This is a genomic window from Actinoplanes sp. NPDC023714, assembly GCF_040639855.1.
GTDB lineage: Bacteria > Actinomycetota > Actinomycetes > Mycobacteriales > Micromonosporaceae > Actinoplanes.
Genome location: NZ_JBFAAR010000008.1, coordinates 79,960 through 106,328 on the forward strand (window position 1 = coordinate 79,960; position 26,369 = coordinate 106,328).

The window sequence follows — 26,369 nt, forward strand, 5'->3', positions numbered from 1 at the left end:
GGTCACGGCGGTCGTGGCCTCCGCGGCGGGCGCGGCGTCGGCGGCGGTCACGCCCTCCGCAGCGGTCGCGGAGTCGGAGAACGACAGGGCCGTCGCGGCAGTGCGACGCCGGCGGGTCCGGGTGCGCGGAGCGGCGGCGCCCTCGTCGGCCGCCTTCTCGGACTTCTCGGCCCCGTCGGCGACCGGCGCTGCCTCGGTGGCCGTCTCGGTGACGGCTGGAGGCGTACGCATCTCGTCCTCGACCACCTTGCGCCGGCGACGCTGGCGCTTGGGACGCTCGGCGCCCTCGTCGCCGGAGGCGGCGGGGCTGTCGGACGACGGCCCGGAACCACCCCGGGTACGCCCGCCACGACCCCGGCCCCGCGCGGCCCGGCCACGGCCGCCGCCACCCAGGTCCTCCTCGACCTCGGCGGCGAGCCCGGCCCGGCTGCGGTCAGCGGTCGGCAGGGTGCCCGAGACGTCGGACGGGATGTCCAGGTCGGCGTAGAGCGCCGGGCTGGTGTGGTAGGTCTCCGGCGGCTCCGGCATGTTCAGCCCGAGCGACTTGTCGATCAGCACCCAGCGCGGCATGTCCTCCCAGTCGACGAACGTGATCGCCGATCCGGTGGCGCCGGCCCGGCCGGTGCGGCCGATGCGGTGCGTGTAGGTCTCCGGGTCTTCCGGGCAGTCGTAGTTGATCACGTGGGTCACGCCCGAGACGTCCAGGCCGCGGGCCGCCACGTCGGTGGCGACCAGCACGTCGATCTTGCCGGTGCGGAACGCCCGGAGGGCCCGCTCGCGGGCGCCCTGGCCGAGGTCGCCGTGCACGGCCGCCACGGCGAAACCGCGGAAGTCGAGGTCTTCGGCGACCCGGTCGGCGGCCCGCTTGGTCCGCGTGAAGATCATCGTGAGGCCGCGGTCCTTGGCCTGCAGGATCCGCGCCACCATCTCCAGCTTGTTCAGCGGGTGGGTGCGGTAGACGACCTGCTTGGTCAGCGGCGAGGGGCCACTGTCGGCGGTGTGCCCGGCGTGGATCGTGACCGGGTTGTGCAGGAACCGGCGGGACAGCGCCACGATCGGGTCCGGCATGGTGGCCGAGAAGAGCATCGTCTGACGCTGCTCGGGCAGCATCGCGAGGATCTTCTCGACGTCGTCGAGGAAGCCGAGGTCGAGCATCCGGTCGGCCTCGTCGAGGACGAGCGCGCGGACCGAGCCCAGCTTCAGAGCCTTCTGCTTCGCTAGGTCGAGGAGCCGGCCGGGGGTGCCGACCAGGATCTCGACGCCCTTCTTCAGGGTGTCGACCTGGGGTTCGTACGCCACGCCGCCGTAGATCGGCAGGACGCGGACGCCGCGGGTGCTGCCCGCCGCCGCGAGGTCGCGGGCGACCTGGAGGCCGAGCTCACGGGTCGGGACGACGATCAGGGCCTGCGGCTTGCCGTCGGCGCCCTCGGACGGCGCGAGGACGCGCTCGAGCAGCGGGAGGCCGAAGCCGAGGGTCTTGCCGGTGCCGGTGGGCGCCTGACCGATCAGGTCGGTGCCGCGCAGGGCGATCGGCAGAGCGTATTCCTGGATGGCGAACGCGTGGGTGATGCCGGCCTTGGCCAGCGCCTCGACGGTCTCGGCACGCACGCCGAGCTCGGCGAAAGTCGGGCTGTCCGGGCGGACCGGCGCTCGACTGGTCACAGGTACTAGAGCTTGCTCATTGTCGGTCATGAAGTTTTACGGGTGCCCTCTCGTGGTGCGCCCGTCGGATGTCTGGGGCGCGGTCTGTTTGGGCGCGGGCCACACGCAGGAATTGCGGGCCGCACGCGCGATCGCCGTGCGAACGCGAGCCCGGGAGGGCTCGGCGGCGGGTCGATTTGACAAATCGACGGGACGGCGACAGCACAAGTCTACCCGACCAGAGGCCGGGCGCACCCGAGAGCAAGTTACGGGAGGGAACCCTGCGACCAGGGTCCCCTCTCGTCGTATTTCAGCGGGTCGTGAAACCGAACGGGCGGTGCGACGCCTCGGCGATCTCCACGTAGGCCACCTTGGCGATCGGGATGATCACCTTGCGGCCCTTCTCGTCAGCGAGCGTCAGGACGCCGTCCTTGGCCAGAGCCTCGGTCACCGCCTGCTCGACCTCCGCCGGGGTCTGAGCGCTCTCGAGCACCAGCTCACGCGGCGACTGCTGCACGCCGATCTTGACCTCCACGGGGCCCTCCTCTGTCAACCGTCTACCGCTGTTGAGGCTATCCGATTTCCGGCGGCGTTCCGGCTGATGAACCGCCCTGGAGCGGGAAGCTGGCGATCCCGCGCCAGATCAGTGCAGCTACGAGCGATTCGGCTTCAGCTTTGGGCGTACGCCGGCCGTTCGCCAGCCAGAACTGAGCGGCCTGTCCGGCCGCCCCGGCGAGGCCCGAGGCGAGCAGCTCGGCCTGGTCCGGGCGGAGCCCGGTGTCCGAGATGATGGTGTCCGTCACAGCCGCGATGCAGCCCTGCTCGACGCGCTCGACCCGCTGCCGCACCTGTGGGTCGTTGCGCAGGTCCGACTCGAAGACGAGCCGGAAGGCCTCGCTCTCGTGATCCATGAAGTCGAAGTAGGCGCGGACCGCGCCCTTCACCCGCTCCTTGTTGTCGGGGGTGGCCAGCATGGCGCCCCGCACCTTGGCGATTATCGCGTCGCAGTGCGTGTCCAGCAGGGCCAGGTAGAGCTCGAGTTTGCCGGGGAAGTGCTGGTAGAGGACGGGTTTGGAGACCCCCGCCCGCTCCGCGATGTCGTCCATCGCCGCGGCGTGGTAGCCGTGGGCGACGAAGACCTGCTGCGCGGCGGCCAGCAACTGCTTACGGCGCGCCGAACGTGGCAGGCGGGTGGGTCGAGCGGTCTGTGCCCCGCCGGACGCAGCGGTCATTTCTCTGAACCTCCAGGGGGTCGGTCCCCGCGGTTTGTCGTCGTGGATTGCCCGGATCGGCGCTCGTCGCGGTCGTGCGGGCAATTGTCGCGACGCTGCAACTTATCGCCACTGCAACCACACGGTAGCCTCAGCGGGGGCGAGCGAGGAGCACGCGGTGGATGAATCAGGGCATTCCGGAGACACCGGAGCCGCAGGGAGCGGCAACGGTGCCGACTCGCGTGACCGCAGTCGAGTGAACGGGTGGGCGAACGCCGACAGCCCGTGGCAGGGGCCGGCGACGGATCAGGAGGCGGATGTGCCGTCGTGGCGTCGCCCGTCGGAAGGTCGCCCGTTCGGGCGTCAGCAGTTCCCGCCCGACCGCCCGTTCGGGTCCGCGCCGTCCTCGGCGGTGCCGGCCGGTGAGAATCCCTCTTCCGTGGACCCCGATCAGCCTCCCGCGCCCTGGCCCGGCGAGCGCAGCCGGCTCGCCGAGATCCTCGGCCGCCGCGCGCCCGGCGCGACTCCTCCGGTGAGCCCCGGCCCCCTGCCGAGCAGCGCACCCCCTTATCCGTACGAGGGCGACCTGGACGACACCTACGGCAACGGCCCGCGCGCCGCCGTCCCGATGAACCGGCCCGACTGGGTTCCGGCCGCCGAGCCGGCGTCGACGCCGCCCGCGCCGGCCGAGCGCTCCCGGCACGCCCTGGTGACCGACACCCTGGCCCAGGGGCTGCCCCAGGTGGAGACCCCCGCGGGGGACAACCCGGCGGCCGTGGCCCGTCCGTCGTACGATGCGGTCGGCTACCAGCGCCGTTACGACCCGGCGCCGGTCGCGTTCCCCCCGTCCACCGGCGAAGCCGGCCCGTACCCCGCTCCCGCGGCGTACCCGCCCCCGCCCGGCCGTCCCGAGGAGTCGGGCGCCGAGCCGGACAGCGGGCTCGTCGCCGCGGTCACGGAGAACAGCGGCGCGCTGCCGCAGCGGGTCCCGGCCCAGCCGGCTGATCTACCCCGAGTTCCGGAGCCGCCCTCCGTGGAGCCATCGCCCGAGGCGCCCGCCCTGGCGCGCATCGCGACGCATCTGCGCCGCGGTGACGTCGTGCCGGCGCAGGAGCGGCAGGAGGGCTTCGACGTCCAGGACATCCTGGCCGCCGTGCGCGAGGTGGCCGGCGTCCGGGACGCGTCGCTGCGGGCCACCCCGGCCGGCGCGCACAGCCTGCGGCTCGACCTCTCCGACGGCGCCGACCCGGCCGAGGTGAGCCGCCAGGTGGCCCGCCTGCTTCAGGAGCGGATGGGCCTGGACGCGGCGATGCCCGCGGACGGCCCGCTGGCCCCCGCCCCGATGCCCTCGCCGATCCCGGCCCAGACCCGGGCCGGCCGCGCCTCGGTGCCCGCCCCGGTCTCGGCGCCGCCTCAGTCGCCCGCGTCCGCACCGGTGTCGTCCGCGCCGATCTCGGCGGTGCCGGCCCCCGCGCCGGTCTCCGCGGCACCCGCTCCCGCACCGGCCGCCCCCGCGCCCGTCTCGTCAGCGCCGGTGTCGTCGGCGCCCGTCTCGTCCGCGCCGGCCCAGCGGGCGCCGTTCGTCGAGCGCGCCTCCCTGGTCCCGGTCGACGCGAGCAAGCCCCGCCCGCTGGACCCCGGCGACACCCCCGGCCCGCGCGTCGTCATCGAGAACGTGCACGTCAACACGTTCGGCGCGGACGCCAGCGTGGAGGTCCGGCTGCGGGCCGGCGGCCGCGTGGCCTCCGGGGTGGCGACCGGCCCGGCCGTCGACGGCTACCTGCTCCGCCTCTGCGCCACGGCCACGGCCGGCGCGGTCGACGAGCTGCTCGCCACGTCCCAGCACGAGCACGGCCCGGCGCGCTGCTTCGTCGAGCACGCCGCGTCCGTCTCGTTCGGTCAGATGCAGGTCGCGGTCGTCGTGCTGCTGCTCTCCTGCGACGGCGGCTGGGTCGAGCAGCTGGCCGGTTCCGCCGTGGTGACCGGCGACGACCGGCACGCCATGGTCCGCGCCACATTGGCCGCGGTGAACCGGCGGCTTGAGGCACTCTTGGCTTGATGAAGGGCGCGATTCTGGCCGACGACAGCGTGCTGTTGGCGGCGGACGAGATCCCGCCGCCGTGGCCCGCCCGCCGGGTCGAGGTCGGCGGTTCGATGCTGCACGTCCGGGACACCCCGGGTCATCCCGGCGCCGAGCCGGCGGTCTACGTGCACGGCCTCGGCGGTTCCTCGCAGAACTTCACCGACCTGGCCGGCCTGCTCGCCGACCGGCTCGACGGCCAGGCCGTCGACCTGCCCGGCTTCGGCTACAGCGACGCCATCCCGCGCTATTCGATCCCGGCCTTCGCGGCCACCCTGATCGACTACCTGGACCACGCCGGCCGTGGCCCGGTCCACCTGATCGGCAACTCGCTGGGCGGCTCGATCTCGGTGCGGGTCGCGGCCCTGCGCCCCGACCTCGTGCGGACGCTCACCCTCATCTCTCCGGCCATGCCGTTCCTGAACCCGCGCCGCACCGCGCAGGGTCCGGTGCTGCCGCTGCTCGCCCTCCCCGGCGCCGAGCGGCTGATGGCGTGGGCGCTCACCCGGGTCACCGCCGAGCAGATGGCCGAGCAGGTCCTCGCCGCGTGCTTCGGCGACACCACGAAGGTGCATCCGCAGCGCCGCGCCGAGGCGATGGAGGAGATCCAGCTCCGCTACACGGTGGCCCACTACCCGAAGGCCTACCTGGGGACGCTGCGCGGCCTGGTCGGCAGCTTCCTCCGGGCGTACCTGCCGGGGGAGGACTCGCAGTGGCGTCTCGCGGCGCGGGTGCAGGCGCCCACGCTGGTGATCGGCGGGCTCAACGACAAGCTGGTCGACCCGCGGGTGCCCGCCCAGGTGGCGAAGGCCATTCCGGACAGTCGCCTGCTCGTCCTCCCGGGCGTCGGTCACGTCGCCCAGATGGAGGTGCCGCGCCTGGTGGCCCGGGGCATCGTGGGCATGCTGGAAGACGTACGGCAGGCCGCGTAAGGCCCCTGTGGGCGGCGTCGACAGCGTGTGCCAGGGTGAGAAGCCCATGATCTCTTCAACACCGCCCACCCCGGTTCCGCAGGATCGGTGGCGCCGGATCTGGCTGGTGGTGCTGGCCGTGTCGCTGGCCCTGCTCGCCGCCGTGATGATCGGCAACCAGGTGACCGCCGAGTCGCCGGCGGCTCCGGTCGCGGCCTCCTCGCCCGCGCCGCCCTCGCTCGCCCCGTCCCCGTCCCCGTCCCCGTCGCCGTCGGTGCTTCCCACGGTCCCGGTTCTCGAGTCGGCCTCGGCTTCGCCCTCGGCCACCGGCCCCTTTCCGGCGGCGGGCCTGCTGCGTCTGCCCGGCAAGGTGCCCACTCACGCTTCAGGCGATTTTTCGTACGCCGGGAAGCGCTCCACGATCCACGGCGACAAGGGACGGCTGCGCCGCTTCAAGGTGGCGGTCGAGAAGGGCGCGAACGAGGACGTCGAAGCGTTCGCCGCGCAGGTCGTCGCGATCCTCGGCGACAAGCGGAGCTGGATCGGCAACGGCGACGTCCGCCTGCAGATGGTGACCGGCGCCGACAAGGCCGACTTCACCGTCTACCTGGCGACCCGGGACACCGCAGGGCAGCTCTGCGGCCGGGGCGGCACGAACATCCGGGTGGGCGGCGTCCCGTTCACGTCCTGCCGCACCACCGGCCGGGCGATCATCAACCTGGACCGCTGGCGGCTCTCCGCGACGCCCTACCTGGACGCGAAGGTCGACCTCGCCACCTACCGCCGCTACGTGATCAACCACGAGGTCGGCCACGAGCTGGGACACGGCCACCAGGGCTGCCCGAAGGCCGGCGGCCCCGCCCCGGTGATGGTCCAGCAGACGCTGACCCTGCGCGGGTGCAAGCCGTACGCCTGGCCGCGCCGCGACGACCGCAGCTTCGCCGGCCCGTCGCTGTAGGCCGCCCGGCGTGATCCTCTGCCCTTCAAACGCGAAACTCCTGTGACAAGCGGCAATTCATGGCACGCTGGCGCTTGCTATGGCAAACGCGACAAATGGTTCCGCTGATCCTGGTGCCGCCGATTCGGGTGCCCCCGCCGGGCGTTCCACCGGGCATCCCACCGAGCGTCCGGCCGAGCGTTCGGCCGAGCGTTCGGCCGAGCGCACCCGCGCCGAGGCCGCCCTGCTGGCAGGCCTGCGCCCGGCGAGGGTGGGAGCCCACCGCGCCGCCGACCCGGACGACCCCATCGCCGGCCACGACCGAGCGGTGTCCACTCCTCAACACGGTCGCGCGGCGTCCGCCCCGCACGATCGCGCGGTGTCCGCCCCGCACGGTCGCGCGGTGTCCACGCCGCACGGTCGCGCGGTGTCCATGCCGCAACACGATCGCGCGGGGTCGGGCGCCGAACGCGGCCGCGTGGTGGCCGCGACCGCGACGGGCCGCGCCGTGGTGACCGCCTCCGCCGACCCGGAGCCGGCTTCGCGCCGCCCCCGCACCCCCACCGCGACAGGTTCCGCGCCGGTGAAGTCGACCGGTTCCGCCAGGCCGCCGGCCGCGACCGGCTCCGCCCCGGCGAAGACGACGGGCTCGGCCAAGCCGCCGGCCTCGGGCGGCTCCACCAGGGCGTCGGCCAAGGCGCCGGCCGTGAAGTCGACCTCGAGCCGCAAGCCCGCCGAGGAGACGGTCTCCGGGAAGGCCGCCGGCCGTACCGCCCGCAAGAGCACCTCGGCCGCCGCCCAGCCGGAGCCGACGCCCCCGCCCACGAAGACCATGCGGCGTACGGCAGCGGCCAAGTCCACGCCGGAGCCGAAGACCACCGGCCGCGCCAGGGACCGGGCCGGCACGAAGCAGCCCGACACGAAGCAGGCCGACACGAAGCAGGCCGACACGAAGCAGGCCGAGACGAAGCAGGCCGGAGCGAAGCAGGCCGACGCCAAGAACGCGCGCAGCGCCGCCACCCGCGCCGTCCTGGCCTCACGGGGCGGAGGGGCCGGCAAGGCCGTGCCCGACAACCGAGCCACCCCGGCCCGCGTCCGGTCCGTCGAGGCCGCTCTGGAGGCCCGCACGGGCGCTTCCACGAAGACCTCCCGAACCGGTTCAGCCCCGGCCACCAAACGCCCCGCCACCAAACGAGCCGACGACAGCGCCACCGATGCCACCCGCGCCGCCGGCCGTGACGCCGGCCGCGACGCCGGCCGTGACGCCACGCGCGCCGCCGGCCGTGACGCCACCCGCGCCATCGGCCGTGACGCCACCCGCGCCACCGGCCGCGCGGGCGAACCTCCGGCGGCCGACACCGAGGCGGCCAAGCCCCGCCGCGGCCGTGCCGTGGCCGCCCTTCCCGCACCGGACGACGCCACGGGCCCGCGGTCCGAGGCCGCTCCCGCCGAGATGACCCGCGGCATCCTCGAACTCGCCGCCGAACGCCTGGCCGCCTCCCGCGCCATGGAGACGCCGCGGACCGAGGAGAGCCGGGACGATTCACCGCTCCAGGCGCCCGGCTCGACGGTCTCGCGCGCCCCCGCACCGCCGCGCTGGCAGCGCCCCGGCTCGACGGTGGAGTCCGCGCCGTCCGACCTTCCCGAGGCACGCTGGGAACATGACCTTCCCGAGGCGCGCTGGGAGCACGACCTTCCCGAGGCGCGCTGGGGCGATCCCCCGGCGGTCGCCTTCCACGGGACGCAGTGGCCGGAACCGGACCTCGACGAGGACTACCGGACGGCGGTGAGCGACCGGACGCCGGCCGGGCTCCCGGCGAGCCTCAAGCTGCCGGCCGAGCTTCCCGACAACCTCTGGCCGCCCGCCACCGTCGAGGAGCACCCCGAGATCTACGTGCCCCCGGCCCGCGACGCCGAGGAGGAACAGGCCGGCGCCGAGGAGGAACAGGCCGGCGCCGAGGAGAGAGACGCCGAGGAGGACCAGACCCCCGAGGGCGCCGCGGAGAGGGACGACGCCTGGGGAATCCAGCCCGACTGGCCCGAACCGCCACACGAGACCCGGGACGACCCGGATCGGTACCCGGACCGGGACGCCTGGGCGCAACCCGCCGAGACCACGGCCGAGCGGATCCACTCCCAGGAGCCCCCGCTGAGCGATCTCGGCCGGCGGCTGCAGGGGCACACGACCGAGCGCGACCACGGCTTCCTGCCCGGCGGCCTCACGACGGGGGACGACCGGGACGAGTACGCCGAGGAGACGGTCCGCGATTCCGCCCCCTCACCGAGGACGCGGCAGACCATCCGGAGGCGTCGGCGCACGGTTGTCCTCGCGTACCTCTTGGTGGTCGCCGGTGTCCTGGTCGCCGGTCACCAACTCCGCGAGCAGGAGCAGGCCTCGACCGCCGAGCAGGAGCAGGCCTCGACCGCCGAGCGGGAAGCCCGGACGGCAGCGGATTCGGCCGTGCTGGGCGGTGCGACGCAGGGCGCGATGCCTCAGGAGACGGCGGCACAGAATCAGGGGGCCCCAGACCCGGGGACGGAGGATCCGGCCGAACAGGACTCCTCCGATCAGGGGACCGCCATGGAGGTCCCGGCCGAGGGCGCCGGCGAGTTCCGGTACGCGAAGGGCCGCGGCCCGATGCTCGGCGAGGGCGGCAAGCTGCACCGATTCCGGGTGGCCGTGGAGAAGACCGTGGACGGCACCGCGCCGGCCGAGTTCGCCGAGGTGATCGACGAGACCCTCGGCGACGACCGGAGCTGGGTGAACGGCGACCGGATGCGGCTGCGCCGGGTGGCCGACGCCGGTAAGGCGGACTTCACGATCTACCTGGCCTCGGCGGACACCTCGGAGCGGATGTGCGCGACCGGCGGCCTGCAGACCGAGGGCTTCACCTCGTGCCGGGTGCCCGGTCAGGTGATCATCAACGCCGACCGGTGGGACGGCGGGATCCCGGACTACGAGGGTCACCTCGACGAGTACCGCCGCTACGCCCTGAACCACGAGGTCGGGCACGAGCTCGGGCACGGTCACGAGGCGTGTCCCGGGGAGGGTGAGAAGGCTCCGGTGATGATGCCTCAGACGTACGGTCTGAAGGGTTGCACCCGGAACGCGTGGCCGTATCTCGACGGCGAGCGCTACGCGGGTGAGCCCACAGTCTGAATATTCCACGATCCCGCATGTCGGGCCCGTGTCCCTCGTCATGGGCGTGTTGCGGGTGAACGAGCAACAATGGTCGGCGATCCTTACCACCGAACCCGGGGAGTGAACTGTGGCTCTGCCCCCGCTCGTCGAGCCGGCCGCCGAGCTGAGCATCGACGAGATCCGCCGCTATTCGCGACACCTGATCATCCCCGACGTCGGGATGGACGGGCAGAAGCGGCTGAAGAACGCCAAGGTGCTCGCGGTCGGCGCGGGCGGCCTCGGCTCGCCGACGCTGTTGTACCTCGCCGCGGCCGGCGTGGGCACGCTCGGCATCATCGACTTCGACACGGTCGACGAGTCCAACCTCCAGCGCCAGATCATCCACGGTGTCTCCGACGTCGGCACGCCCAAGGCGGAGTCCGCGGCCCGGAGCATCGCCGAGGTGAACCCGCTGGTCAACGTGGTCATTCACAACACCGCGCTGGACCGCGACAACGTCAAGGAGATCTTCAGCCAATACGATCTCATCGTCGACGGCACCGACAACTTCGCGACCCGTTACATGGTCAACGACGCCGCGGTGCTGCTCGGCAAGCCGTACGTCTGGGGTTCGATCTATCGTTTCGACGGCCAGGCCTCGGTCTTCTGGGAGGAGCACGGTCCCTGCTACCGCTGCCTCTACCCGGAGCCCCCGCCGCCCGGCATGGTGCCGAGCTGCGCCGAGGGCGGCGTCCTCGGCGTGCTGTGCGCGTCGATCGGCTCGATCCAGGTCAACGAGGCGATCAAGCTGATCACCGGCATCGGTGAGCCGCTCGTCGGCCGGCTGATGGTCTACGACGCCCTCGAGATGGAATACCGCAAGATCAAGGTCCGCAAGGACCCGAACTGCGTGCTCTGCGGCGACAACCCGACGCTCACCGACCTGATGGACGACTACGACGACTTCTGCGGCGCGGTCTCGGTCGAGGCGCAGGAGGCCACGTTCAACGCGACCATCACGGCCAAGGAGCTCAAGGACTGGCAGGACTCCGGCAAGGACATCTTCCTGGTCGACGTCCGCGAGCCCGCCGAGTGGGAGATCAACCGGATCCCCGGCGCGACCCTCATCCCCAAGGGCGAGATCCTTTCGGGTACGGCGTTGGCGCAGTTCCCGCAGGACAAGCAGATCGTGCTGCACTGCAAGTCGGGTGTCCGCTCGGCCGAGGCGCTCGCCGCGCTGAAGGCGGCCGGCTTCAAGGACGCCGTGCACGTCCAGGGCGGCATCGTCTCCTGGGTCAACACGGTCGACCCGTCGCTGCCCTCGTACTGATGGGTGTCACTCTAGGGAGTTGCCCGGGCAACTCCCTAGAGTGATGGTTCCACGTCACAGATGTGAGTTCGGCGCAGCGATTCACAGTTTCGGACGGTAGCGTCACCACAGTGGTCGATATAGATGCCGCCATCGGGTACGTGGTAGCCCACGGTGACCCGGTCGAGCGCGCTCGCCTGTCGTGCCTCCGGACCGGTCAGCCGGCCCCGGAGGATGTCGTCGAACGCATCGCCGCCGGGCAGATGCCGGAGGGCGGCTGGCCCGCCTCGGCCGAGGGCGCGGTCCCATCGATCGACGCGACCTGCTTCCGCCTGGCCGAGCTGGACGACCTCGGCAGCCTGCGCGGCCCGGTCGTCGAGCGCGCGCTGAACTGGCTGGCGCTGGCCCAGCGCGGCGACGGCACCTGGCAGGAGCACGAGTCCCTGGCCGGCGAGGCGCCGCCGTGGGCGATGCCGGGCGACCCGGAGGCCACGCTCTACCTCACCTCGGTGGCCGGTTTCTGGCTGACCGCCGCGGCCGTCGAGGCCGACCCCTACCAGACCCGTTCGCCGTGGGGTGACACGCTCGCCCGCGCCGCGGGCTGGGTGGTCTCCCAGCTCCACCCGGACGGCACCTGGCCGTCGTTCCTGGCGACCGGCTGGCACGCTGCCGGCCTGCTGCACCAGCGGCAGTTCTTCTACGAGTCGGCGCGGGTGCAGCAGGTGCTCGGCGGCCGGCTGCCGGACATGGCTCCGGCCGACGTGGCGGCGATGGCGGCCGCGCTCCGCCGGGTCAACCTGGGCGACGACTGGCTGTTGCAGAGCGCCCGCAAGAGGCTGGCCGAGACGCAGCGCATCGACGGCGGCTGGGACAGCAACGAGGGCCCGCTCTTCGACGTCAACATCACGCTGACGGCGCTCCGGGCCTGTCGCTGACCCCGGCTGTACCACAGGGCGACATTTCGGGCGCGGACCGAGCCGTGCCGTACAGCCGGGCCTGATCGGCTGTACGGGAGGGTGACATTTCGGGCGCGGACCGAGCCGTGCTGTACAGCCAGGCCTGATCGGCTGTACGGCAGGGTGACATTTCGGGCGCGGACCGAGCCGTGCCGTACTAGCGCCTGGCGTGCAGGACGTGCCCGCCGGCCGTCTCCGGTGGCACGTCGGGCCTGCCGAAATAGCGTGCGGCCAGCTCGGACGGGCCGAGGTCCTCGATCGCGGCGAAGCCCCGGGAGCGCAGCTCGGCGGCTATCTCGTCCGGTTCGAAATAGGTCAGCCAGGGCTCGCCGATCCGGGCCACCCGCTCGGCCCGGGCCTCCAGCGCCGCCCGCCGATCGGGCGCCATCCGCTCCGGCGACTGCGCGTAGTCGAACGCCACCTCGTTGCCCTCGGCGCTCGCCACGAAGGCCAGCGTCTCACCGAAGCCTTCGCTGGTCAGGTAGGGCACGACGCCGAGCCAGAGGAAGAACGCCGGCCCGTCCAGATCTACGGTGAGTGACTCCTTCTCGAAGTCGACACCGGCGTAGCGGACACCTTCCGGCACCTCGATCCCCGCCTCGGCCAGCCGCTTGCGCTTCCACGCCTGCGTGTCCGGGTGATCGACTTCGGTCACCCGGAGCCGTGGGTGCGGGTTGCGATACGCGTACGTGTCCAGGCCCGCCCCGAGGATCACCAGCTCCCGCACGCCACGCGTCACCGCCGCGGCGATCGCGTCCTCGGCGAAGCGCGTCCGCGCCGCGATGAACAGCCGCATGGCGCGGCGTGGGGCGTCGGCCAGGAGATCCGCTTGCGGTTCGTTCAGGATGCGTACGGCGAGAGGGTCCCGGAAGATCGACCCCGTCTCCAGGATCTGGTGTGCGGCCCGGTAGCGCGCGGCGCTCCACGCGGTCCTGCTGGGCTGACCGTTCTCCATCAGGGCATCCATCCCGCGTCGGCGATCACGACTCGGTCACCGCGAAGAGGCACGCCCTCGGCGAGGAGCCGGGCCCGGGCCTCCCGCTCGTGACCCGGCGGGAGCCGTCCGCTGCTGCTCACGACCCGGTGCCAGGGCACGCCGCCGCCGTGCCGGGCCATGATCGTGCCGACCTGGCGGGGCGAGTTGCGGCCCGAGCTCTCGGCCAGCGCGTCGGCGATCGCGCCGTACGACATGACCCGGCCCTCCGGGATGCTCTCGACAAGCGTCAGGACGCGTTCGACGTACTCCTCGGGTGTCATCAATCGCCACCATATGGGATCTGACCGCGATCGACACCGGCCCGCCGAGCAGAATGGGCCGGGTGCGGGATGTGGTGACCGGTGCGCGCCGGATCGTGGTGAAGGTGGGGTCGTCCTCGCTGACCACCGCGACGGGCGGCATCGACGAACAGCGGGTCGACGCGTTGGTCGACACCCTCGGCGGCCTCGCGACGGCCGGCCGCGAGGTGGTCCTGGTCTCCAGCGGCGCGATCGCCGCCGGGCTCGCCCCGCTCCAGTTGCGCCGCCGGCCGCGCGACCTCGCCACCCAGCAGGCCGCCGCCTCGGTCGGGCAGGGTCTGCTGATCGGGCGATACACGCTGGGCTTCGCGCGGCACGGGCTCACGGTCGGCCAGGTGCTGCTCACCGTCGACGACGTGACCCGGCGGGCGCACTACCGGAACGCGTACCGCACGCTGCGCAAACTGCTCGACCTCGGCGCCCTGCCGATCGTCAACGAGAACGACACGGTCGCCACCGAGGAGATCCGGTTCGGCGACAACGACCGGCTCGCCGCCCTGGTCGCCGCGCTCGCCGACGCCGACCTGCTGGTCCTGCTCTCCGATGTGGACGCCCTCTACACCGGCAACCCGGCCGACCCGTCGTCGCGGCGGGTCTCGCTGGTCCGCGACGAATCGGACCTGGCGGGCCTCGACATCGCGACGCCGGGCCGGTCCGGGGTCGGCACCGGCGGCATGGTCACCAAGGTCGAGGCGGCCCGGATCGCCACCGGGTTCGGAATCCCGGTGGTGCTGACCGCCGCGCCGCTGGCCGCCGGGGCGCTGGCCGGCGAGGACGTCGGCACGCTGTTCCAGGCCGCGCCCTCCCGGCCGGCCGCCCGGCTGTTCTGGCTCGCGCACGCCACCGCGCCCCGCGGCCGCCTGCACCTCGACGCCGGCGCGGTCGCCGCGGTGGTGGCCCGCCGGAAATCGCTGCTCCCGGCCGGGATCACCGCGGTGGACGGCTCGTTCGCGGCCGGTGACCCGGTCGACCTGGTCGACGCCGGCTCCGGCACCCCGGTGGCGCGCGGCCTGGTCAACTACGACGCGGTCGAGCTTCCGGCGCTGCTCGGCAGGTCCACACCGGAGTTGGCCGCGGAGCTCGGTCCGGGCTATGAACGAGAGGTCGTCCACCGCGACGATCTGGTGCTGCTGTAGCCCCGTACGAAATCAGTCAGAATTTGATCTTTAGAGAGGTTTGCCATGAGCGTGCTGGAGCAGGCCGCCGCCGCCCGGATCGCCGCCATCGACCTGGCCGCCGCCACCCGCGCCGAGAAGGACCGGGCCCTGCTGCTGATGGCGGACCGGCTGGTCGAGCGGACCGACGACATCGTCGCCGCGAACGCCGTGGACGTCGCGAACGCCCGCGAGAACGGCACCTCCGAAGCCATGATCGACCGGCTGGTCCTGACGCCGGAGCGGGTCGCCGCGATGGCCGACGGCCTGCGCCAGCTCGCCGCCCTGCCCGACCCGATCGGTGACGTGGTGCGCGGCTCGACCCTGGCGAACGGCCTGGAGCTGCGGCAGGTCCGGGTGCCGTTCGGCGTGGTCGGCATGATCTACGAGGGCCGCCCGAACGTCACCGCCGACGCCGCCGGCATCTGCCTCAAGTCCGGCAACGCGGCCCTGCTCCGCGGCTCCGGCTCGGCGTTCTCCTCGAACGCGGCGATCGTCTCGGTGCTGCGCAAGGCGGTCGCCGACGCGAACCTGCCGGCCAACGTGATCCAGCTCCTCGACGCCACCACCCGCGACTCGGTGAAGGAGCTCATGCGGGCCCGCGGCCTCGTCGACGTGCTCATCCCGCGCGGCGGCACCTCCCTGATCAAGACGGTGGTCGAGCAGTCCACGGTTCCGGTGATCGAGACGGGGGTGGGCAACTGCCATGTGTACGTCGATGCCGCCGCCGACCTGGAGAAGGCGCTGGCCATCGCGCTGAACTCGAAGACCCACCGGCCCTCGGTCTGCAATGCGGCCGAGTCGCTGCTGGTGCACGCCGAGATCGCGGACGCGTTCCTGCCGCTGATCCTCGAGGAGTTCGAGAACGCCGGCGTCACGGTGCACGGCGACGCCCGGGTGGCCGGCTACAGCGACGCCGTGGTGGCCGCGACCGAGGAGGACTGGGGCACCGAGTTCCTCTCCCTCGACATCGCGGTGGCGGTCGTCGACTCGCTCGACGACGCGCTCGACCACATCCGCCACTACGGCACCGGGCACACCGAGGCCATCGTGAGCGAGAACGTCACGGCGACCCGGCGCTTCACGGCCGGCGTCGACGCGGCAGCCGTCATGATCAACGCCTCAACCCGGTTCACCGACGGTGGCGAGTTCGGGTTCGGCGCGGAGATCGGGATCAGTACGCAGAAGCTGCACGCGCGCGGGCCGATGGGGTTGCCGGAGCTGACCTCGACGAAGTACGTGGTGACCGGAAGCGGTCACACGCGCTGATCCAGGAGTCGGCGCGCGCCCGATTTGTCGCCCTGTCGTGCAGCCGGCGGGGCTTGGCTGTACGGCACGGCTGGGTTCGCGCCCGAATTGTCGCCCTGTCGTGCAGCCGGCGGGGCCTGGCTGTACGGCACGGCTGGGTTCGCGCCCGAATTGTCGCCCTGTCGTACAGCCGGCGGGGTCTGGCTGTACGGCACGGCTGGGTTCGCGCCCGAATTGTCGCTCTCTCGTGCAGCCGGTCGGGCTTGGCTGCACGGCGGGACACGGCTAGGCGGTCAGGCCGGCGGTCGTCGCGGCGCCCGTCATCTGGTACTCGAAGAAGCCCCGCCGGTCCTCGTCGACCGACTTGTTGAGCTGCCCGAACAGTTCGGCGCTCACCGCGCCGCAGAGCTGGAAGAAGCCGGCGATGGTGTCCGCCACCGCGCGCGGCGGCAGGTCCGGCATGAAGGACTCGGCGATCGGGGCGAGCTCGCTCTCGAAGCTCGCGCCGATCGGCTCCCGCACGTCGACGAGCCCGTCCCGGTAGGCCTCCCCGAGCGTCTTTCCGAGGAGGAGCAGGACCCGGGTGGCCGGTCCGATGGTGTCCTGCGGCGCCTGGTATCCCGGGACCGGGCTGCCGTAGATGAGCGCCCACTGGTGCGGATTCTCGAGCGCCCACTCCCGCACCGCGTGGCAGGTGGCCAGCCACCGGTCGAGCGGCGTGGCCGGCGGCGCCGCGGCCCGGTCGGCGGCGTCCGCCACCTCGTTGTACGCGTCGATGATCAGCGCGGTGAGCAGGTCGTCCCGGCTCGCGAAGTAGCGGTAGACCGCCGACGACGCCATTCCCAGGTCACGGGCGACGGCCCGCAGCGACAGGTTCGCCCCGTCGGTGGCGAGGTGGCGGCGGGCCACCGTCTTGATCTCTTCGGTCATCTCGGCCCGGACCCGGGCCCGCAGGTTCGCGGCGCTCATGCGGCCAGTGTGCCATAACGAGAGCAGTGCTCTTGCAATCCGCGCCAGAGGTGTGCGACTGTTGTTCTCGACAGAGAGCAGTGCTCACAAAGGGGATCACTGAAATGGCTCAGCACGTCGTCATCGGATCCGGCCCGATCGGCTCGAAGGTCGCCCGTCTCCTCGCCGACCGCGGCGAGACCGTCCGGATCGTCACCCGCAGCGGCAGCGGCCCGGAGCACGCGCTGATCGAGCGCGCCGCGGCGGACGCCTCCGACGCCCGCCGCCTCACCGAGCTCGCCGAGGGCGCCGAGGTGATCTACAACTGCGCCAACCCGAAATACACCGAGTGGGCGAAGCGCTGGTTCCCGATGAACAACGCGATGATCGCCGCGGCCCGGGCGAGCGGCGCGGTCTACGCCATCACCGGGAACCTGTACGGATACGGTCCGCAGCCCGGTGGCCGGATGACCGAGAGCACCCCGCTCACCGCGCCGGGACGCAAGGGCCGGATCCGCAACCGGATGTGGCAGGACGCCCTGGAAAGCGGCGTGCGCACGTTCGAGGCCCGCGGCTCGGACTACGTCGGCGCGGGCACGGCCGGGATCTTCTCCACGGTCCTGCTGCCGGCCATCCGGAAGGGCCGCGCCGCGTGGGGCCCGGCCGTCATGGACGTGCCGCACACCTTCACCTACACCGGTGACATGGCCACCACCCTGGTCACCCTGGCCCGGGACGAGAGGTCGTACGGAAAGGGCTGGCATGTCCCGTCGCCGGCGCCGGTCACCATCCGGGAGATGGCCGAGCGGTACTGCGAGCTCACCGGGCAGCCGAAGCTGAAGGTGCACGGCCTGCCGCGGTTCGTGATGCGCACGGCCGGGCTGGTCGTCCCGATCGCCCGCGAGCTGGCCGAGATGGACTACCAGTTCTACGCGCCGTTCGTGATGGACAGCTCGCTCACCGAGAAGACCTTCGGCCTGTCGCCGACGAACCTCGACGTGGCGCTGCGCGAGACGGCGGCCGCCGCCGACGAGACCGCCGCCCGCACGATGTGACCCCCGGCCGGCACGACACGACCCCGGCCGGTCAGATCAGCAGGCCCACCCCACCCCGGCGGGGATCGCCCGCGGCGCCGGCCCGGCCGACCGCGGTGACCCCGCCGAAGTAGTGGTTCAGCTCGGGCCACTCGACGACCTGCCAGCCCGCGTCGGTGAGCGCCGCCAGTTCCTCGGGCGGGCACCCGGCCTCGGCGTGCACGGTGTCCTCGACGACGTGGTAGCGCGGCCGGGCTATCGCCTCCGGCACGTTCAGGTCGTCGACGAGCACCCCGAGCAGCGTGTCCACCAGGGCCGTGCGGATCCGGGACGCGCCCGCCGAGCCGGCCGCCACGGCCAGCCCGCCGTCCGGCGCGATCACCACGAGCGGGCACATGTACGACGCCATCCGCCGCCCCGGCACCAGCTCCTCGGTGAGCAGCTCACCCTCGCCCAGCATCGAGTTCAGGTTGATGCCGAGACCCGGCAGCCAGACGCCCGCGCCGAGGCCGAGCGTCGTGGTGACCACGCAGGCGTTGCCCTCGGCGTCGACCACCGAGACGTTGGTGGTGTCGCCGAGCCGCTGCGCGCCGCGGTTGCGCAGCGCGGTGGCGACCTCGGGGGCACGCTTCGGCCGGGAGAGGTCGTCGGGCAGCGCCGCGATCGTGTCGATCGTCCGATTGAGATCGTGCCGGGCGTAGACCCGGTGGCCGGCCAGCGTGGCCCGGTCCACCCGGCTCGACATGACCCGGTAGTTGGCCAGGTCGGCCGGCCCGAGCGCGCCGCCGGAGGCGCGGACCGTGTCGACCAGCATGGCGCCGTAGTCACCGGTGTAGAAGACGTCCGGGCCCTGCTCGCCGAGGACGTCCATGGCGGTCGCGAGCCCCGGGTGGAAGAGCAGCTCGTCGCCCTGGAGCAGCCGGCCGCCCGGCTGGTAGAGCTCGGCGCCCTCGCCGTACGCCAGGGCCGGCGCGCAGGACTCGAGCGTGCGGGCGTGCGCGGCCGGCAGCAGCACCCCGGTGCGGGCCAGGCCCGCGGCCGGCGCCACCACCTCGCTCCACGGCAGGCGTCCCCAGCGCCGGTGCACCTCGCCGAGGCCGGCCGGCACACCGGGGACCGCGACGCTCGCGCCGCCTATCGAGTAGATCTGTGGCAGGCCGCCGAAGAACACGTCGACCGCGACCATCGGCTCGGCCTTGCGGTCGCCGTCCAGGCCGGGCACCGCGACGAAGAAGTCGAGGCAGGTGACCTCGCCGGTGCGCGCCTCGAAGTAGGTGGCGAACCCGCCGCCACCGAGTCCGGTGTAGACGGTCTCGGCGACGCAGCACGCCAGAACCGCCGCCACCGCGGCGTCCGCGGCGGTGCCGCCGGACTCCAGGATCCGCACCCCCGTGCGGGCGGTCGCCGGGTGGCTGGCGGCGACTCCAGCCGCAACGCTTTTCATTCGAAGAGCGTAGGCGGCCCGGCCCGATCATGGTTACGATGCGCGTCGATGACGACATCCGGTCCCTCTCCCGTGTTACCCCGGAAGGGCGTACTCCCGCGCGGAGTTTTGGCTGGATATGCCCTGGGATCGCTGGTCACCGGGGCGTTCGGCACGGTGCCCGGTTTGCTTCTTCTGCCTTACCTGACCGATACGCTCGGTGTCGCGGCGGGCGTCGCGGGTCTTCTGGTCCTGCTGCCGAAGGCGTGGGACGTGCTCGTCAACCCGGTCGCCGGACGCATCTCCGACCGCACCGGTTCGCGGCGCCCGTTCCTGCTCGTCGCGGGCCTGCTGCTCGGCGCGCTGTTCGCGGCCATCTTCGTGGCGCCGTTCGGCGGCAGTGCGGCCTCCGGCGCGTACGTCGCGGTGGCCTTCCTCGCCGCCGCCACGGCCTACGCGTTCTTCCAGGTTCCCTACGTCGCGATGCCGGCCGAGCTCACCGACGGCTACGGCGAGCGCACCCGCCTGATGACCTGGCGCGTCGCCGTCCTGGCCCTGGCGATCCTGGTCTCCGGCGCCCTCGCCCCGCTGATCGTCGAGCTCACCGGCGGCGGCCGCGAGGGACACCGGTGGTCCGGCGCCTTCGTCGGCGCCATCATCGTCGTGGGCACGCTTGCGGTCTTCATGGGTACGAGGAAAGCGCCGTCCCGGACGGCGGCCGCCTCGGAGCCGAGCCTGCGGGCGCAACTGCGCGTCGCCTCGGCCAACCGGCCGTTCCGGGCGCTGCTCCTCTGCTTCGTGGTGCAGGCGGCCGGCATCGGCACCATGCTGGCCGGTGTCCAGTACTTCGCCGACCACGTGCTCTTCCAGTCCTCCGGCGCGACGTTCCTGTTCGCCGCGTTCGTCGGCCCGGCGCTGCTCGTCATGCCACTGTGGACGGCGGTCGGCGACCGCTGGGGCAAGCTGCGCTCGCTGATCGCGTCGTCGCTGCTCTTCGCGGTGGGCGCGCTGCTCCTGCTCGCGGCGCCGGCCCTGCCCCCGGCCGTGGTCTACCTGATCGTCGCGGTGATCGGTGCCGGGTACGCCGGCCAGCAGGTCTTCGCCATGTCGATGCTGCCGGACTGCATCGCCTACGACACCGAGCGCACCGGCCGCCGCCAGGCCGGCGTCTTCACCGGCCTCTGGACGGCGGGGGAGACCCTCGGCCTCGCTCTCGGCCCGGGCATCTTCGCGGCCATGTTGCAGATCTTCGGGTACGTCTCGTCCGCCACCGGCGAGGCCGCGACCCAGAGCGCCGACGCCCGCCTCGGTGTGCTGCTCGGATTCACGGTGGTCCCGGCCGTGCTGGTCGGGGCGGCGCTCGTGGTGCTCCGGGGTTACCAAGAGAGGATCACCGCGTGATCGACGCGCTGCCCGAGAAGGGCGTCCCCGGCGAGCAGATCCTGGCCGAGCTGCGGGAGCTGCGCGGGGGTGACCTGCCGACGCACGGCGGGCGGCTCTTCGCGTACGTCTACGACCCCGCCCTGGACGGCCTCGACGACCTGGCCCGGAGCGCCCACGCGATCTCCGCGCACGTGAACGGCCTCGACCCGACCGCGTTCCCGTCCCTGCTCGCCATGGAGAACGCGCTCGTCGGCGCGGCGGCCCGGCTGCTGGGCGGGGACGCCGAGACGGTCGGGAGCGTCACCAGCGGCGGCACCGAGTCGCTGATCCTCGCCGTGAAGGCCGCGCGCGACGCCCACCCGGAGATCGCCCGGCCGCGCCTCGTCATCCCGTCGACGGCCCACGCCGCCTTCGCGAAGGCGGCCCATTACCTGCGGGTGGAGCTTGACGTCGTACCCATCGAGGGGTTGACGGCGGACCCGCGGGCCATGGCCGCGGCAATCAGCCCGGACACCATCCTGGTCGCGGCCTCGGCGCCGTCCTATGCGCACGGGGTCGTCGACCCGATCCCCGCCATCGCCGCCGTCTCTGCCGAGCGCGGCGTGCGCTTCCACGTGGACGCCTGCTTCGGCGGCTGGATCCTGCCCTATCTGCGGCGGCTCGGCGCCGACCTGCCGGCCTTCGACCTCTCCGTGCCCGGCGTCACCAGCATCTCGGTCGACCTGCACAAGTACGCCTACGCGCCGAAGGGCGTCTCGATCCTGCTGCACGCGTCCGAGGAGTTGCGCCGGCCGCAGTACTTCGCCTACGCGGACTGGCCGGGCTACACCATGATCAATCCGGTCATCTCCTCCACCCGCTCCGGCGGCCCGATCGCCGCCGCCTTCGCGACACTGCGCCACATCGGCGACGCCGGCTACCTCGATCTCGCCGCGCAGACCCGGGCGGCGGTCCGCACCCTCGCCGACGCGGTGACCGCAACCGGCGGTGTCCGCCTCTTCGCCCCGGCTGCGACGAGCGTGGTCTGCCTCGCCTCCGACGGCGTCGACCTCTTCGTGCTCGCGGACGAGCTGGCCGCCCGGGGCTGGCACACCCAACCCCAGATGGCGTACGCCGACCTGCCGCCGACCATCCACCTGACCGTGACGGCGGCCGTGCGCGCCACGGCCGCCTCCTTCGCCCCCGACCTGGCCGACGCGGTAGCCGCAGCGCAGGCCCGAGGCCCGATCGACGTGCCGCCGCTGCCCCCGCTCACCCCCTCCGCGGTCACCCCCGAGCTGATCGCCTCGCTGGCCGAGGGGCTGGGCCTGGGCGCGGGCGACTTCTCCCGGATGGCCGTGGTCAACACGGTCCTGAACGCCGCGCCGCCGGCCCTGCGGGAAGCCTTGCTGACGGGTTTTTTGAGTTACCTCCAGCGCCCTCCCACGCAATGACGCAATGATTGCGTCATTGCGAGTTACACTGGAACCGTGCTCTATCCGACGCCCGCTCTGACCGACGCCGACCAGCAGGTCCTGGCTGGCGTCGAGGACATGCGCCGAAATCTCCGCCATCAGATTCAGGCCTCTCCGGCCAAGTGGACGCTCGGGTTGCGGAAATATCTGACGGCCGATGCGGTGGCGAGGTCCAACTCGATCGAGGGCTTCCGAGTCTCGACGGTCGACGTCCAGGACCTGATCGACGGCGAGCGCGATGTCGACGTCTCCGACGAGAACCGGGAGGAGACGCTCGCCTACCAGCGAATGATGACCTATGTGCAGACACTTCACGACGTCGCCGATTTCGAGTACGGCAAAGGGCTGCTGAACGCCTTGCACTGGATGCTGCAGGGCCACCGCCACACCGCGCGCAAGCCCGCCGGGCAGTGGCGCCGAGGTCCCGTCTACGTCACCGACCCGGATGAGCCGAGCCTCATTGCGTACACGGCGCCGGCAGCCGAGGAGATCCCGGAATTGATCAGTGAGCTGGTGGACTGGCTCAACACCGACGACGGCAGCCATCCGCTGGTTCGCGCCGCCATGGCCCACCTGCACCTGGTGTCGATCCACCCCTGGCCCGACGGCAACGGCCGGATGTCCCGCTCGCTGCAGACCCTGCTGATCGCCCGGGAAGGCGTGCTGGCGCCGGAGTTCTCCTCGATCGAGGCGTGGCTCGGCCGGCGCCAGAACACGTGGGCCTACTACGGGGAACTGAAGCGACGTGGATCCACGTTCCGGCCGGACCAGGACGTCTCCGGCTGGATCCGGTTCAACCTGACCGCCTATCACGAGCAGGCGCAGACCGTGCAGGGGCGAGCGGACAGGTCGGCGGCCGTGTGGAGTTCGCTCGAGTCGTTCGCCGCCGAGGCGGGCCTGGACGAGCGGGTCGTCTCCGCGCTGCACGACGTCGCGGTGATCGGCCGGATCCGGCGGCACCGATATGAGGAGGCGGAGGGGCTGACCCTGCAGCAGGCCCAGCGCGATCTGCGCGACCTCACCGCGGCCGGGTTGCTGGAGCCGGTGGGGCGGACGCGGGCTCGCTACTACCAGGCCGGGCCGCGCTTTCCGGGACCGGTGCTGGAGGTGGCGCGCACGCCGATGACCCTGCGCGCTCCCTACGAGGTAGGTTGACCGAATGGCCCTTCCAGGAGTGCTCGGTGAACCCATCCGGTTCGTGCTGAACTGGGGGCGCCGCTATTCCCTCTGGGTGTTCAACTTCGGTCTGGCCTGCTGCGCCATCGAGTTCATCGCGTCGAGCATGAGCCGGCACGACTTCATGCGCCTCGGCGTGATCCCGTTCGCGCACGGGCCACGCCAGGCCGACCTCATGGTGGTGTCCGGCACGGTCACCGACAAGATGGCGCCGGCGATCAAGCGGCTCTACGACCAGATGCCCGAGCCGAAATACGTGATCTCGTTCGGGTCGTGTTCGAACTGCGGCGGGCCCTACTGGGACTCCTATTCGGTCACCAAGGGCGTCGACCAGATCATCCCGGTTGACGTCTACGTTCCCGGCTGCCCGCCGCGCCCGGAGGCGCTGCTGCACGGCATCCTGCGCCTCCAGGAGAAGATCGCGGCCGAGCAGGCGGGCGTCGGCGGCGTTTCGCGGCCGGACGCGCTGGCCCTGACCGCGCCGATCGTGAAGCCGCCGATCCCGTGACGCCGCCGATCTCGTGACGCCTGGTCACCTCGTGACTTCGTCGAGGATCTGCCGGGCGCCCTGGCGCAGCAGCGCCGCCGCGACCGACGTGCCGAGCACGATCGGGTCGGTGGCCCACTCGTGCGCGTCGAGGACCGTCTTGCCGTCGAGACTGATCACGCGGGCGCGCAGCCCGATCCGGCCGTCCGGTTCGGTGCGGGCGTAGCCGGCGATCGGCGAGTGGCAGCTGCCCTGCAGGATGTGCAGCATCCACCGCTCGGCCTCGGTCTCCTGCCGGGCCCGCCGATCGCCGAGCGCCTCGGCCAGTTCGCGGGTGCCGGCGTCGTCGTCGCGGCACTGCAGCACGAGCGTGCCGGAGCCGACCGCCGGCACGAAGGTGTCCACGTCGATGGGGTGCGTCATCCGATCCTGCTGACCGATCCGGTACAGGCCGGACACCGCGAGCAGCAGGGCGTCGTACTCACCGGCGTCGAGCTTCGCGAGGCGGGAATTGGCATTCCCGCGGATCGGCACGGCGGTCAGGTGCGGGAAGTGCAGCGCGAGCTGGGCGATTCTGCGTACGGCGGAAGTCCCGATCCGGGAGCCCGCCGGCAGTTCGGCCAGTCGCCGGCCACCGGGGTCAATGAGACAGTCCCGCACGTCGTCGCGGGCCAGGTAGGCCGCGAGCACGGTGCCGGCCGGCGCCGGTCGGTCGCCGGGCACGTCCTTGACGCAGTGCACGGCCAGGTCGACCCGGCCGTCCAGCAGGGCCTGGTCGACCTCCTTGGTGAAGGCGCCCTTGCCGCCGAGGTCGGCGAGCGAGCCCTGCCACCGGTCGCCGCTGGTGGAGAGCGGCAGCACCTCGACGGTGACCTCGGGGCGGCGTTCGGCGAGCATCCGGCGAACGCGCTCGACCTGGGCCATTGCCATCGGCGAGGAGCGTGTTCCGATACGCAGCAGGCGTGAAGCGGACATAGCGGAAAGGGTAGCCCCTCCGTGGTCATCCCTGAGTACCGTGAACGGACATGGGCTCCCAGTCACGTGCCGACTTCATCGTTGACGTGCTCACCCGTGAGTTCGGCGAGCTCATGGCGATCGACCCGGCCGCGTTCCGCCGCAAATTCCGGAAGATGGCGGCCTCGCCGTTCGCGTTCTACCGGGGCAGCGCCTCGCTCTTCTACGCCGACCTCACCGGCGGCTTCCGCGACGACGGCTTCCTCGACGAGCGGACCAGCCGGGTCTGGATCCACGGCGACCTGCACGCCGAGAACTTCGGCACCTACATGAACTCGTCGGGCCACCTGGTCTTCAACGTCAACGACTTCGACGAGGCGTACGTCGGCCCGTTCAGCTGGGACCTCAAGCGGTTCTCGGCGAGCGTCGCCCTGATCGGGTACTCGAAAGCGCTCTCCGACGACAACATCACGGCGCTGGTCACCACGTTCGCCCGGTCGTACCTCACCGAGCTGCGGGCGATCGCGCACGGCGGTGACGACGCGATCGGCTCGATCACGCTGGAGAACGCGGACGGCGTGCTGCGCCGGGTCCTCCAGGAGGCCCGGCTCAACACCCGGGTCGACCTGCTGGCCGGGCAGACCACGATCGACGACTACGAGCGGCGGTTCTCGCTCGGCGACGGCGTCTACGAGGTCGACGCCGGTGTGGAGGAACGGGTGCGGGCGGCGTTCCAGCAGTACCTGAGCACGCTGCCGCAGCAGACCCGGCCGGTGTCCACCAACATCAAGGACATCAAGCTGCGCAAGGGCGTCGGGATCGGCTCGGCCGGGCTGCCGTCGTACAACCTGCTGCTCGAGGGGCACACCGAGGCGCTCGAGAACGACGTGATCATCTATATGAAGCAGGCGCAGGTGCCGGCCGTCGCGCGCTGGATCGACGACGACCGGGTCCGGTCCTACTTCAAGCACCAGGGCCACCGGACCGCCGAGTCGCAGCGGGCCCTGCAGGCGCACGCCGACCCGTGGCTCGGCTTCACCGAGCTGGACGGGGTGGGCCAGCTCGTCGCCGAGGTCTCCCCGTACGCCGCCGACCTGGACTGGTCGGACGTGAACGAGCCGGACGAGCTGACCGGGGTGATCGCCGACCTGGGCCGCGCGGTGGCCCGCATGCACTCGGTCGCCGACGACGAGTCCAGCCACGACCTGGTCGACTTCTCCACCGAGGAGGCGATCGTCGCGGTGGTCGACGCCGACGAGGCCGGTTTCGTCCGGCATCTGGTCGACTTCGCCCACCGGTACGGCGACCAGGCCCGCGAGGACCACCAGGACTTCGTCGACGTCTTCCGCAACGGCCGCCTCCCCGGCCTCTGAGTCACATCCGCTCGACCACGATCGCCCCGGCGCTGCGGCCGGCCGCCTCGGCGTCCGGCTCGAGCCGGGTGGCGAGCCCGCCCGCGGTGAGGTCGTGGACGAGGGAGGCGGTCCGGCCGCAGGTCACCTTCACGCTCTCGCCCCCGACGGTGGAAGGGCCGGCGGTGGAAGGGCCGGCGGTGAGGGTGGCGGCGCCGAATCCGACGCAGGCCGCCCGGATCCGGTATCGGCCCGGCTCGAGGGTCTCGTTGTCGCTGCCGCTGCCGTGGTCCA

General features: G+C 72.3%; 21 protein-coding genes and 1 pseudogene. 14 read left to right on the forward strand and 8 right to left on the reverse strand.

Translation table 11 applies throughout. The features are described 5' to 3' along the window. Positions 1 to 102: 102 nt before the first annotated feature. The 3 genes and pseudogenes from AB0G10_RS30300 to AB0G10_RS30310 form a co-directional block, all read right to left on the reverse strand. Positions 103 to 1,906 (reverse strand): annotated as a pseudogene (locus AB0G10_RS30300) (DEAD/DEAH box helicase); the annotation flags it as partial. 45 nt (positions 1,907 to 1,951) lie between these two features. After that, positions 1,952 to 2,176, reverse strand: a complete 225-nt coding sequence (locus AB0G10_RS30305; RefSeq protein ID WP_360929215.1) for a DUF3107 domain-containing protein — start codon at positions 2,174 to 2,176, stop codon at positions 1,952 to 1,954. Positions 2,177 to 2,213: 37 nt separating this feature from the next. Further along, positions 2,214 to 2,873, reverse strand: coding sequence for a TetR/AcrR family transcriptional regulator (locus AB0G10_RS30310; protein ID WP_360929218.1), 660 nt, complete (start codon positions 2,871 to 2,873; stop codon positions 2,214 to 2,216). A 418-nt stretch (positions 2,874 to 3,291) separates the two neighbouring features. Here AB0G10_RS30310 and AB0G10_RS30315 point away from each other — a divergent pair, with 418 nt between their 5' ends. The 6 genes from AB0G10_RS30315 to AB0G10_RS30340 all read left to right on the forward strand — a co-directional run bounded on the left by AB0G10_RS30315 (position 3,292) and on the right by AB0G10_RS30340 (position 12,145). After that, on the forward strand, positions 3,292 to 4,911 hold the full coding sequence (locus tag AB0G10_RS30315; RefSeq protein ID WP_360929221.1) for a Daple: 1,620 nt from the start codon (positions 3,292 to 3,294) through the stop codon (positions 4,909 to 4,911). Then, on the forward strand, positions 4,911 to 5,864 hold the full coding sequence (locus AB0G10_RS30320) for an alpha/beta hydrolase (RefSeq protein ID WP_360929224.1): 954 nt from the start codon (positions 4,911 to 4,913) through the stop codon (positions 5,862 to 5,864). Before AB0G10_RS30315 ends, AB0G10_RS30320 begins: the two co-directional genes overlap by 1 nt. Positions 5,865 to 5,910: 46 nt before the next feature. Further along, complete coding sequence (locus AB0G10_RS30325; protein WP_360929227.1) at positions 5,911 to 6,801, forward strand: DUF3152 domain-containing protein; 891 nt, start codon at positions 5,911 to 5,913, stop codon at positions 6,799 to 6,801. 412 nt (positions 6,802 to 7,213) lie between these two features. Continuing rightward, the gene (locus AB0G10_RS30330; protein WP_360930007.1) at positions 7,214 to 9,940 is read left to right on the forward strand and encodes a DUF3152 domain-containing protein; all 2,727 of its coding nucleotides are present in this window, start codon (positions 7,214 to 7,216) and stop codon (positions 9,938 to 9,940) included. Between the two features lie 109 nt (positions 9,941 to 10,049). Next, positions 10,050 to 11,231 (forward strand): adenylyltransferase/sulfurtransferase MoeZ, encoded by a 1,182-nt coding sequence (moeZ, locus tag AB0G10_RS30335; RefSeq protein WP_360929230.1) that lies wholly within the window; start codon positions 10,050 to 10,052, stop codon positions 11,229 to 11,231. Positions 11,232 to 11,341: 110 nt separating this feature from the next. Continuing rightward, positions 11,342 to 12,145 (forward strand): prenyltransferase/squalene oxidase repeat-containing protein, encoded by an 804-nt coding sequence (locus AB0G10_RS30340; RefSeq protein WP_360929233.1) that lies wholly within the window; start codon positions 11,342 to 11,344, stop codon positions 12,143 to 12,145. A gap of 178 nt (positions 12,146 to 12,323) precedes the next feature. Here the strand turns inward: AB0G10_RS30340 and AB0G10_RS30345 are convergent, their stop codons facing one another. Together AB0G10_RS30345 and AB0G10_RS30350 are read right to left on the reverse strand one after the other, a co-directional pair. Further along, a complete protein-coding gene (locus tag AB0G10_RS30345; protein WP_360929235.1) occupies positions 12,324 to 13,121 on the reverse strand; it encodes an SAM-dependent methyltransferase in 798 nt (265 codons plus the stop codon). Next, the gene (locus AB0G10_RS30350; protein WP_360929238.1) at positions 13,121 to 13,423 is read right to left on the reverse strand and encodes an MGMT family protein; all 303 of its coding nucleotides are present in this window, start codon (positions 13,421 to 13,423) and stop codon (positions 13,121 to 13,123) included. Before AB0G10_RS30350 ends, AB0G10_RS30345 begins: the two co-directional genes overlap by 1 nt. 62 nt (positions 13,424 to 13,485) lie before the next feature. On the opposite strand from AB0G10_RS30350, the gene proB reads away from it, so the two are divergent. After that, positions 13,486 to 14,598 carry a glutamate 5-kinase gene (gene proB, locus AB0G10_RS30355; RefSeq protein ID WP_360929241.1) on the forward strand — a complete coding sequence of 371 codons (1,113 nt, stop codon included), beginning with the start codon at positions 13,486 to 13,488 and terminating at the stop codon, positions 14,596 to 14,598. Positions 14,599 to 14,643: 45 nt separating this feature from the next. Then, complete coding sequence (locus tag AB0G10_RS30360; protein ID WP_360929244.1) at positions 14,644 to 15,885, forward strand: glutamate-5-semialdehyde dehydrogenase; 1,242 nt, start codon at positions 14,644 to 14,646, stop codon at positions 15,883 to 15,885. A gap of 264 nt (positions 15,886 to 16,149) precedes the next feature. Here AB0G10_RS30360 and AB0G10_RS30365 read toward each other — a convergent pair whose 3' ends face one another. Then, entirely contained in the window at positions 16,150 to 16,833 is a 684-nt protein-coding gene (locus AB0G10_RS30365) for a TetR/AcrR family transcriptional regulator (protein ID WP_360929247.1), read from the reverse strand. 104 nt (positions 16,834 to 16,937) lie between these two features. Here AB0G10_RS30365 and AB0G10_RS30370 point away from each other — a divergent pair, with 104 nt between their 5' ends. Then, the gene (locus AB0G10_RS30370; protein WP_360929250.1) at positions 16,938 to 17,867 is read left to right on the forward strand and encodes an NAD-dependent epimerase/dehydratase family protein; all 930 of its coding nucleotides are present in this window, start codon (positions 16,938 to 16,940) and stop codon (positions 17,865 to 17,867) included. A gap of 31 nt (positions 17,868 to 17,898) precedes the next feature. Here AB0G10_RS30370 and AB0G10_RS30375 read toward each other — a convergent pair whose 3' ends face one another. Next, a complete protein-coding gene (locus tag AB0G10_RS30375) occupies positions 17,899 to 19,290 on the reverse strand; it encodes a gamma-glutamyltransferase (RefSeq protein WP_360929253.1) in 1,392 nt (463 codons plus the stop codon). A 48-nt stretch (positions 19,291 to 19,338) separates the two neighbouring features. Between AB0G10_RS30375 and AB0G10_RS30380 the strand changes: the two genes are divergently transcribed. From AB0G10_RS30380 to AB0G10_RS30395, 4 genes are read left to right on the forward strand one after another with little or no spacing between them, the layout of a single operon-like run. Continuing rightward, positions 19,339 to 20,670, forward strand: coding sequence for an MFS transporter (locus AB0G10_RS30380; protein ID WP_360929256.1), 1,332 nt, complete (start codon positions 19,339 to 19,341; stop codon positions 20,668 to 20,670). Then, complete coding sequence (locus AB0G10_RS30385) at positions 20,667 to 22,085, forward strand: aminotransferase class V-fold PLP-dependent enzyme (protein ID WP_360929259.1); 1,419 nt, start codon at positions 20,667 to 20,669, stop codon at positions 22,083 to 22,085. Before AB0G10_RS30380 ends, AB0G10_RS30385 begins: the two co-directional genes overlap by 4 nt. Positions 22,086 to 22,121: 36 nt before the next feature. Continuing rightward, complete coding sequence (locus AB0G10_RS30390; RefSeq protein ID WP_360929262.1) at positions 22,122 to 23,261, forward strand: Fic family protein; 1,140 nt, start codon at positions 22,122 to 22,124, stop codon at positions 23,259 to 23,261. Positions 23,262 to 23,265: 4 nt separating this feature from the next. Next, positions 23,266 to 23,790, forward strand: a complete 525-nt coding sequence (locus AB0G10_RS30395) for an NADH-quinone oxidoreductase subunit B family protein (RefSeq protein WP_360929265.1) — start codon at positions 23,266 to 23,268, stop codon at positions 23,788 to 23,790. A gap of 24 nt (positions 23,791 to 23,814) precedes the next feature. On the opposite strand, the gene hemC is transcribed toward AB0G10_RS30395, so the two are convergent. Continuing rightward, positions 23,815 to 24,744 carry a hydroxymethylbilane synthase gene (hemC, locus tag AB0G10_RS30400; protein ID WP_360929268.1) on the reverse strand — a complete coding sequence of 310 codons (930 nt, stop codon included), beginning with the start codon at positions 24,742 to 24,744 and terminating at the stop codon, positions 23,815 to 23,817. A 50-nt stretch (positions 24,745 to 24,794) separates the two neighbouring features. On the opposite strand from hemC, the gene AB0G10_RS30405 reads away from it, so the two are divergent. Beyond that, on the forward strand, positions 24,795 to 26,096 hold the full coding sequence (locus AB0G10_RS30405; RefSeq protein WP_360929271.1) for a DUF2252 domain-containing protein: 1,302 nt from the start codon (positions 24,795 to 24,797) through the stop codon (positions 26,094 to 26,096). The last annotated feature ends 273 nt before the right edge of the window (positions 26,097 to 26,369 follow it).

Excerpts from the sequence above, each read along its gene's own strand:
- AB0G10_RS30405 (WP_360929271.1), top strand. The coding sequence starts at position 24,795 with ATGGGCTCCCAGTCACGTGCCGACTTCATCGTTGACGTGCTCACCCGT.
- AB0G10_RS30345 (WP_360929235.1), bottom strand. The coding sequence starts at position 13,121 with ATGGAGAACGGTCAGCCCAGCAGGACCGCGTGGAGCGCCGCGCGCTAC.
- hemC (WP_360929268.1), bottom strand. The coding sequence starts at position 24,744 with ATGTCCGCTTCACGCCTGCTGCGTATCGGAACACGCTCCTCGCCGATG.
- AB0G10_RS30370 (WP_360929250.1), top strand. The coding sequence starts at position 16,938 with ATGGCTCAGCACGTCGTCATCGGATCCGGCCCGATCGGCTCGAAGGTC.
- AB0G10_RS30395 (WP_360929265.1), top strand. The coding sequence starts at position 23,266 with ATGGCCCTTCCAGGAGTGCTCGGTGAACCCATCCGGTTCGTGCTGAAC.
- AB0G10_RS30380 (WP_360929256.1), top strand. The coding sequence starts at position 19,339 with ATGACGACATCCGGTCCCTCTCCCGTGTTACCCCGGAAGGGCGTACTC.
- AB0G10_RS30360 (WP_360929244.1), top strand. The coding sequence starts at position 14,644 with ATGAGCGTGCTGGAGCAGGCCGCCGCCGCCCGGATCGCCGCCATCGAC.
- AB0G10_RS30365 (WP_360929247.1), bottom strand. The coding sequence starts at position 16,833 with ATGAGCGCCGCGAACCTGCGGGCCCGGGTCCGGGCCGAGATGACCGAA.
- AB0G10_RS30350 (WP_360929238.1), bottom strand. The coding sequence starts at position 13,423 with ATGACACCCGAGGAGTACGTCGAACGCGTCCTGACGCTTGTCGAGAGC.
- AB0G10_RS30330 (WP_360930007.1), top strand. The coding sequence starts at position 7,214 with ATGCCGCAACACGATCGCGCGGGGTCGGGCGCCGAACGCGGCCGCGTG.
- AB0G10_RS30320 (WP_360929224.1), top strand. The coding sequence starts at position 4,911 with ATGAAGGGCGCGATTCTGGCCGACGACAGCGTGCTGTTGGCGGCGGAC.
- AB0G10_RS30310 (WP_360929218.1), bottom strand. The coding sequence starts at position 2,873 with ATGACCGCTGCGTCCGGCGGGGCACAGACCGCTCGACCCACCCGCCTG.
- AB0G10_RS30325 (WP_360929227.1), top strand. The coding sequence starts at position 5,911 with ATGATCTCTTCAACACCGCCCACCCCGGTTCCGCAGGATCGGTGGCGC.
- AB0G10_RS30375 (WP_360929253.1), bottom strand. The coding sequence starts at position 19,290 with ATGAAAAGCGTTGCGGCTGGAGTCGCCGCCAGCCACCCGGCGACCGCC.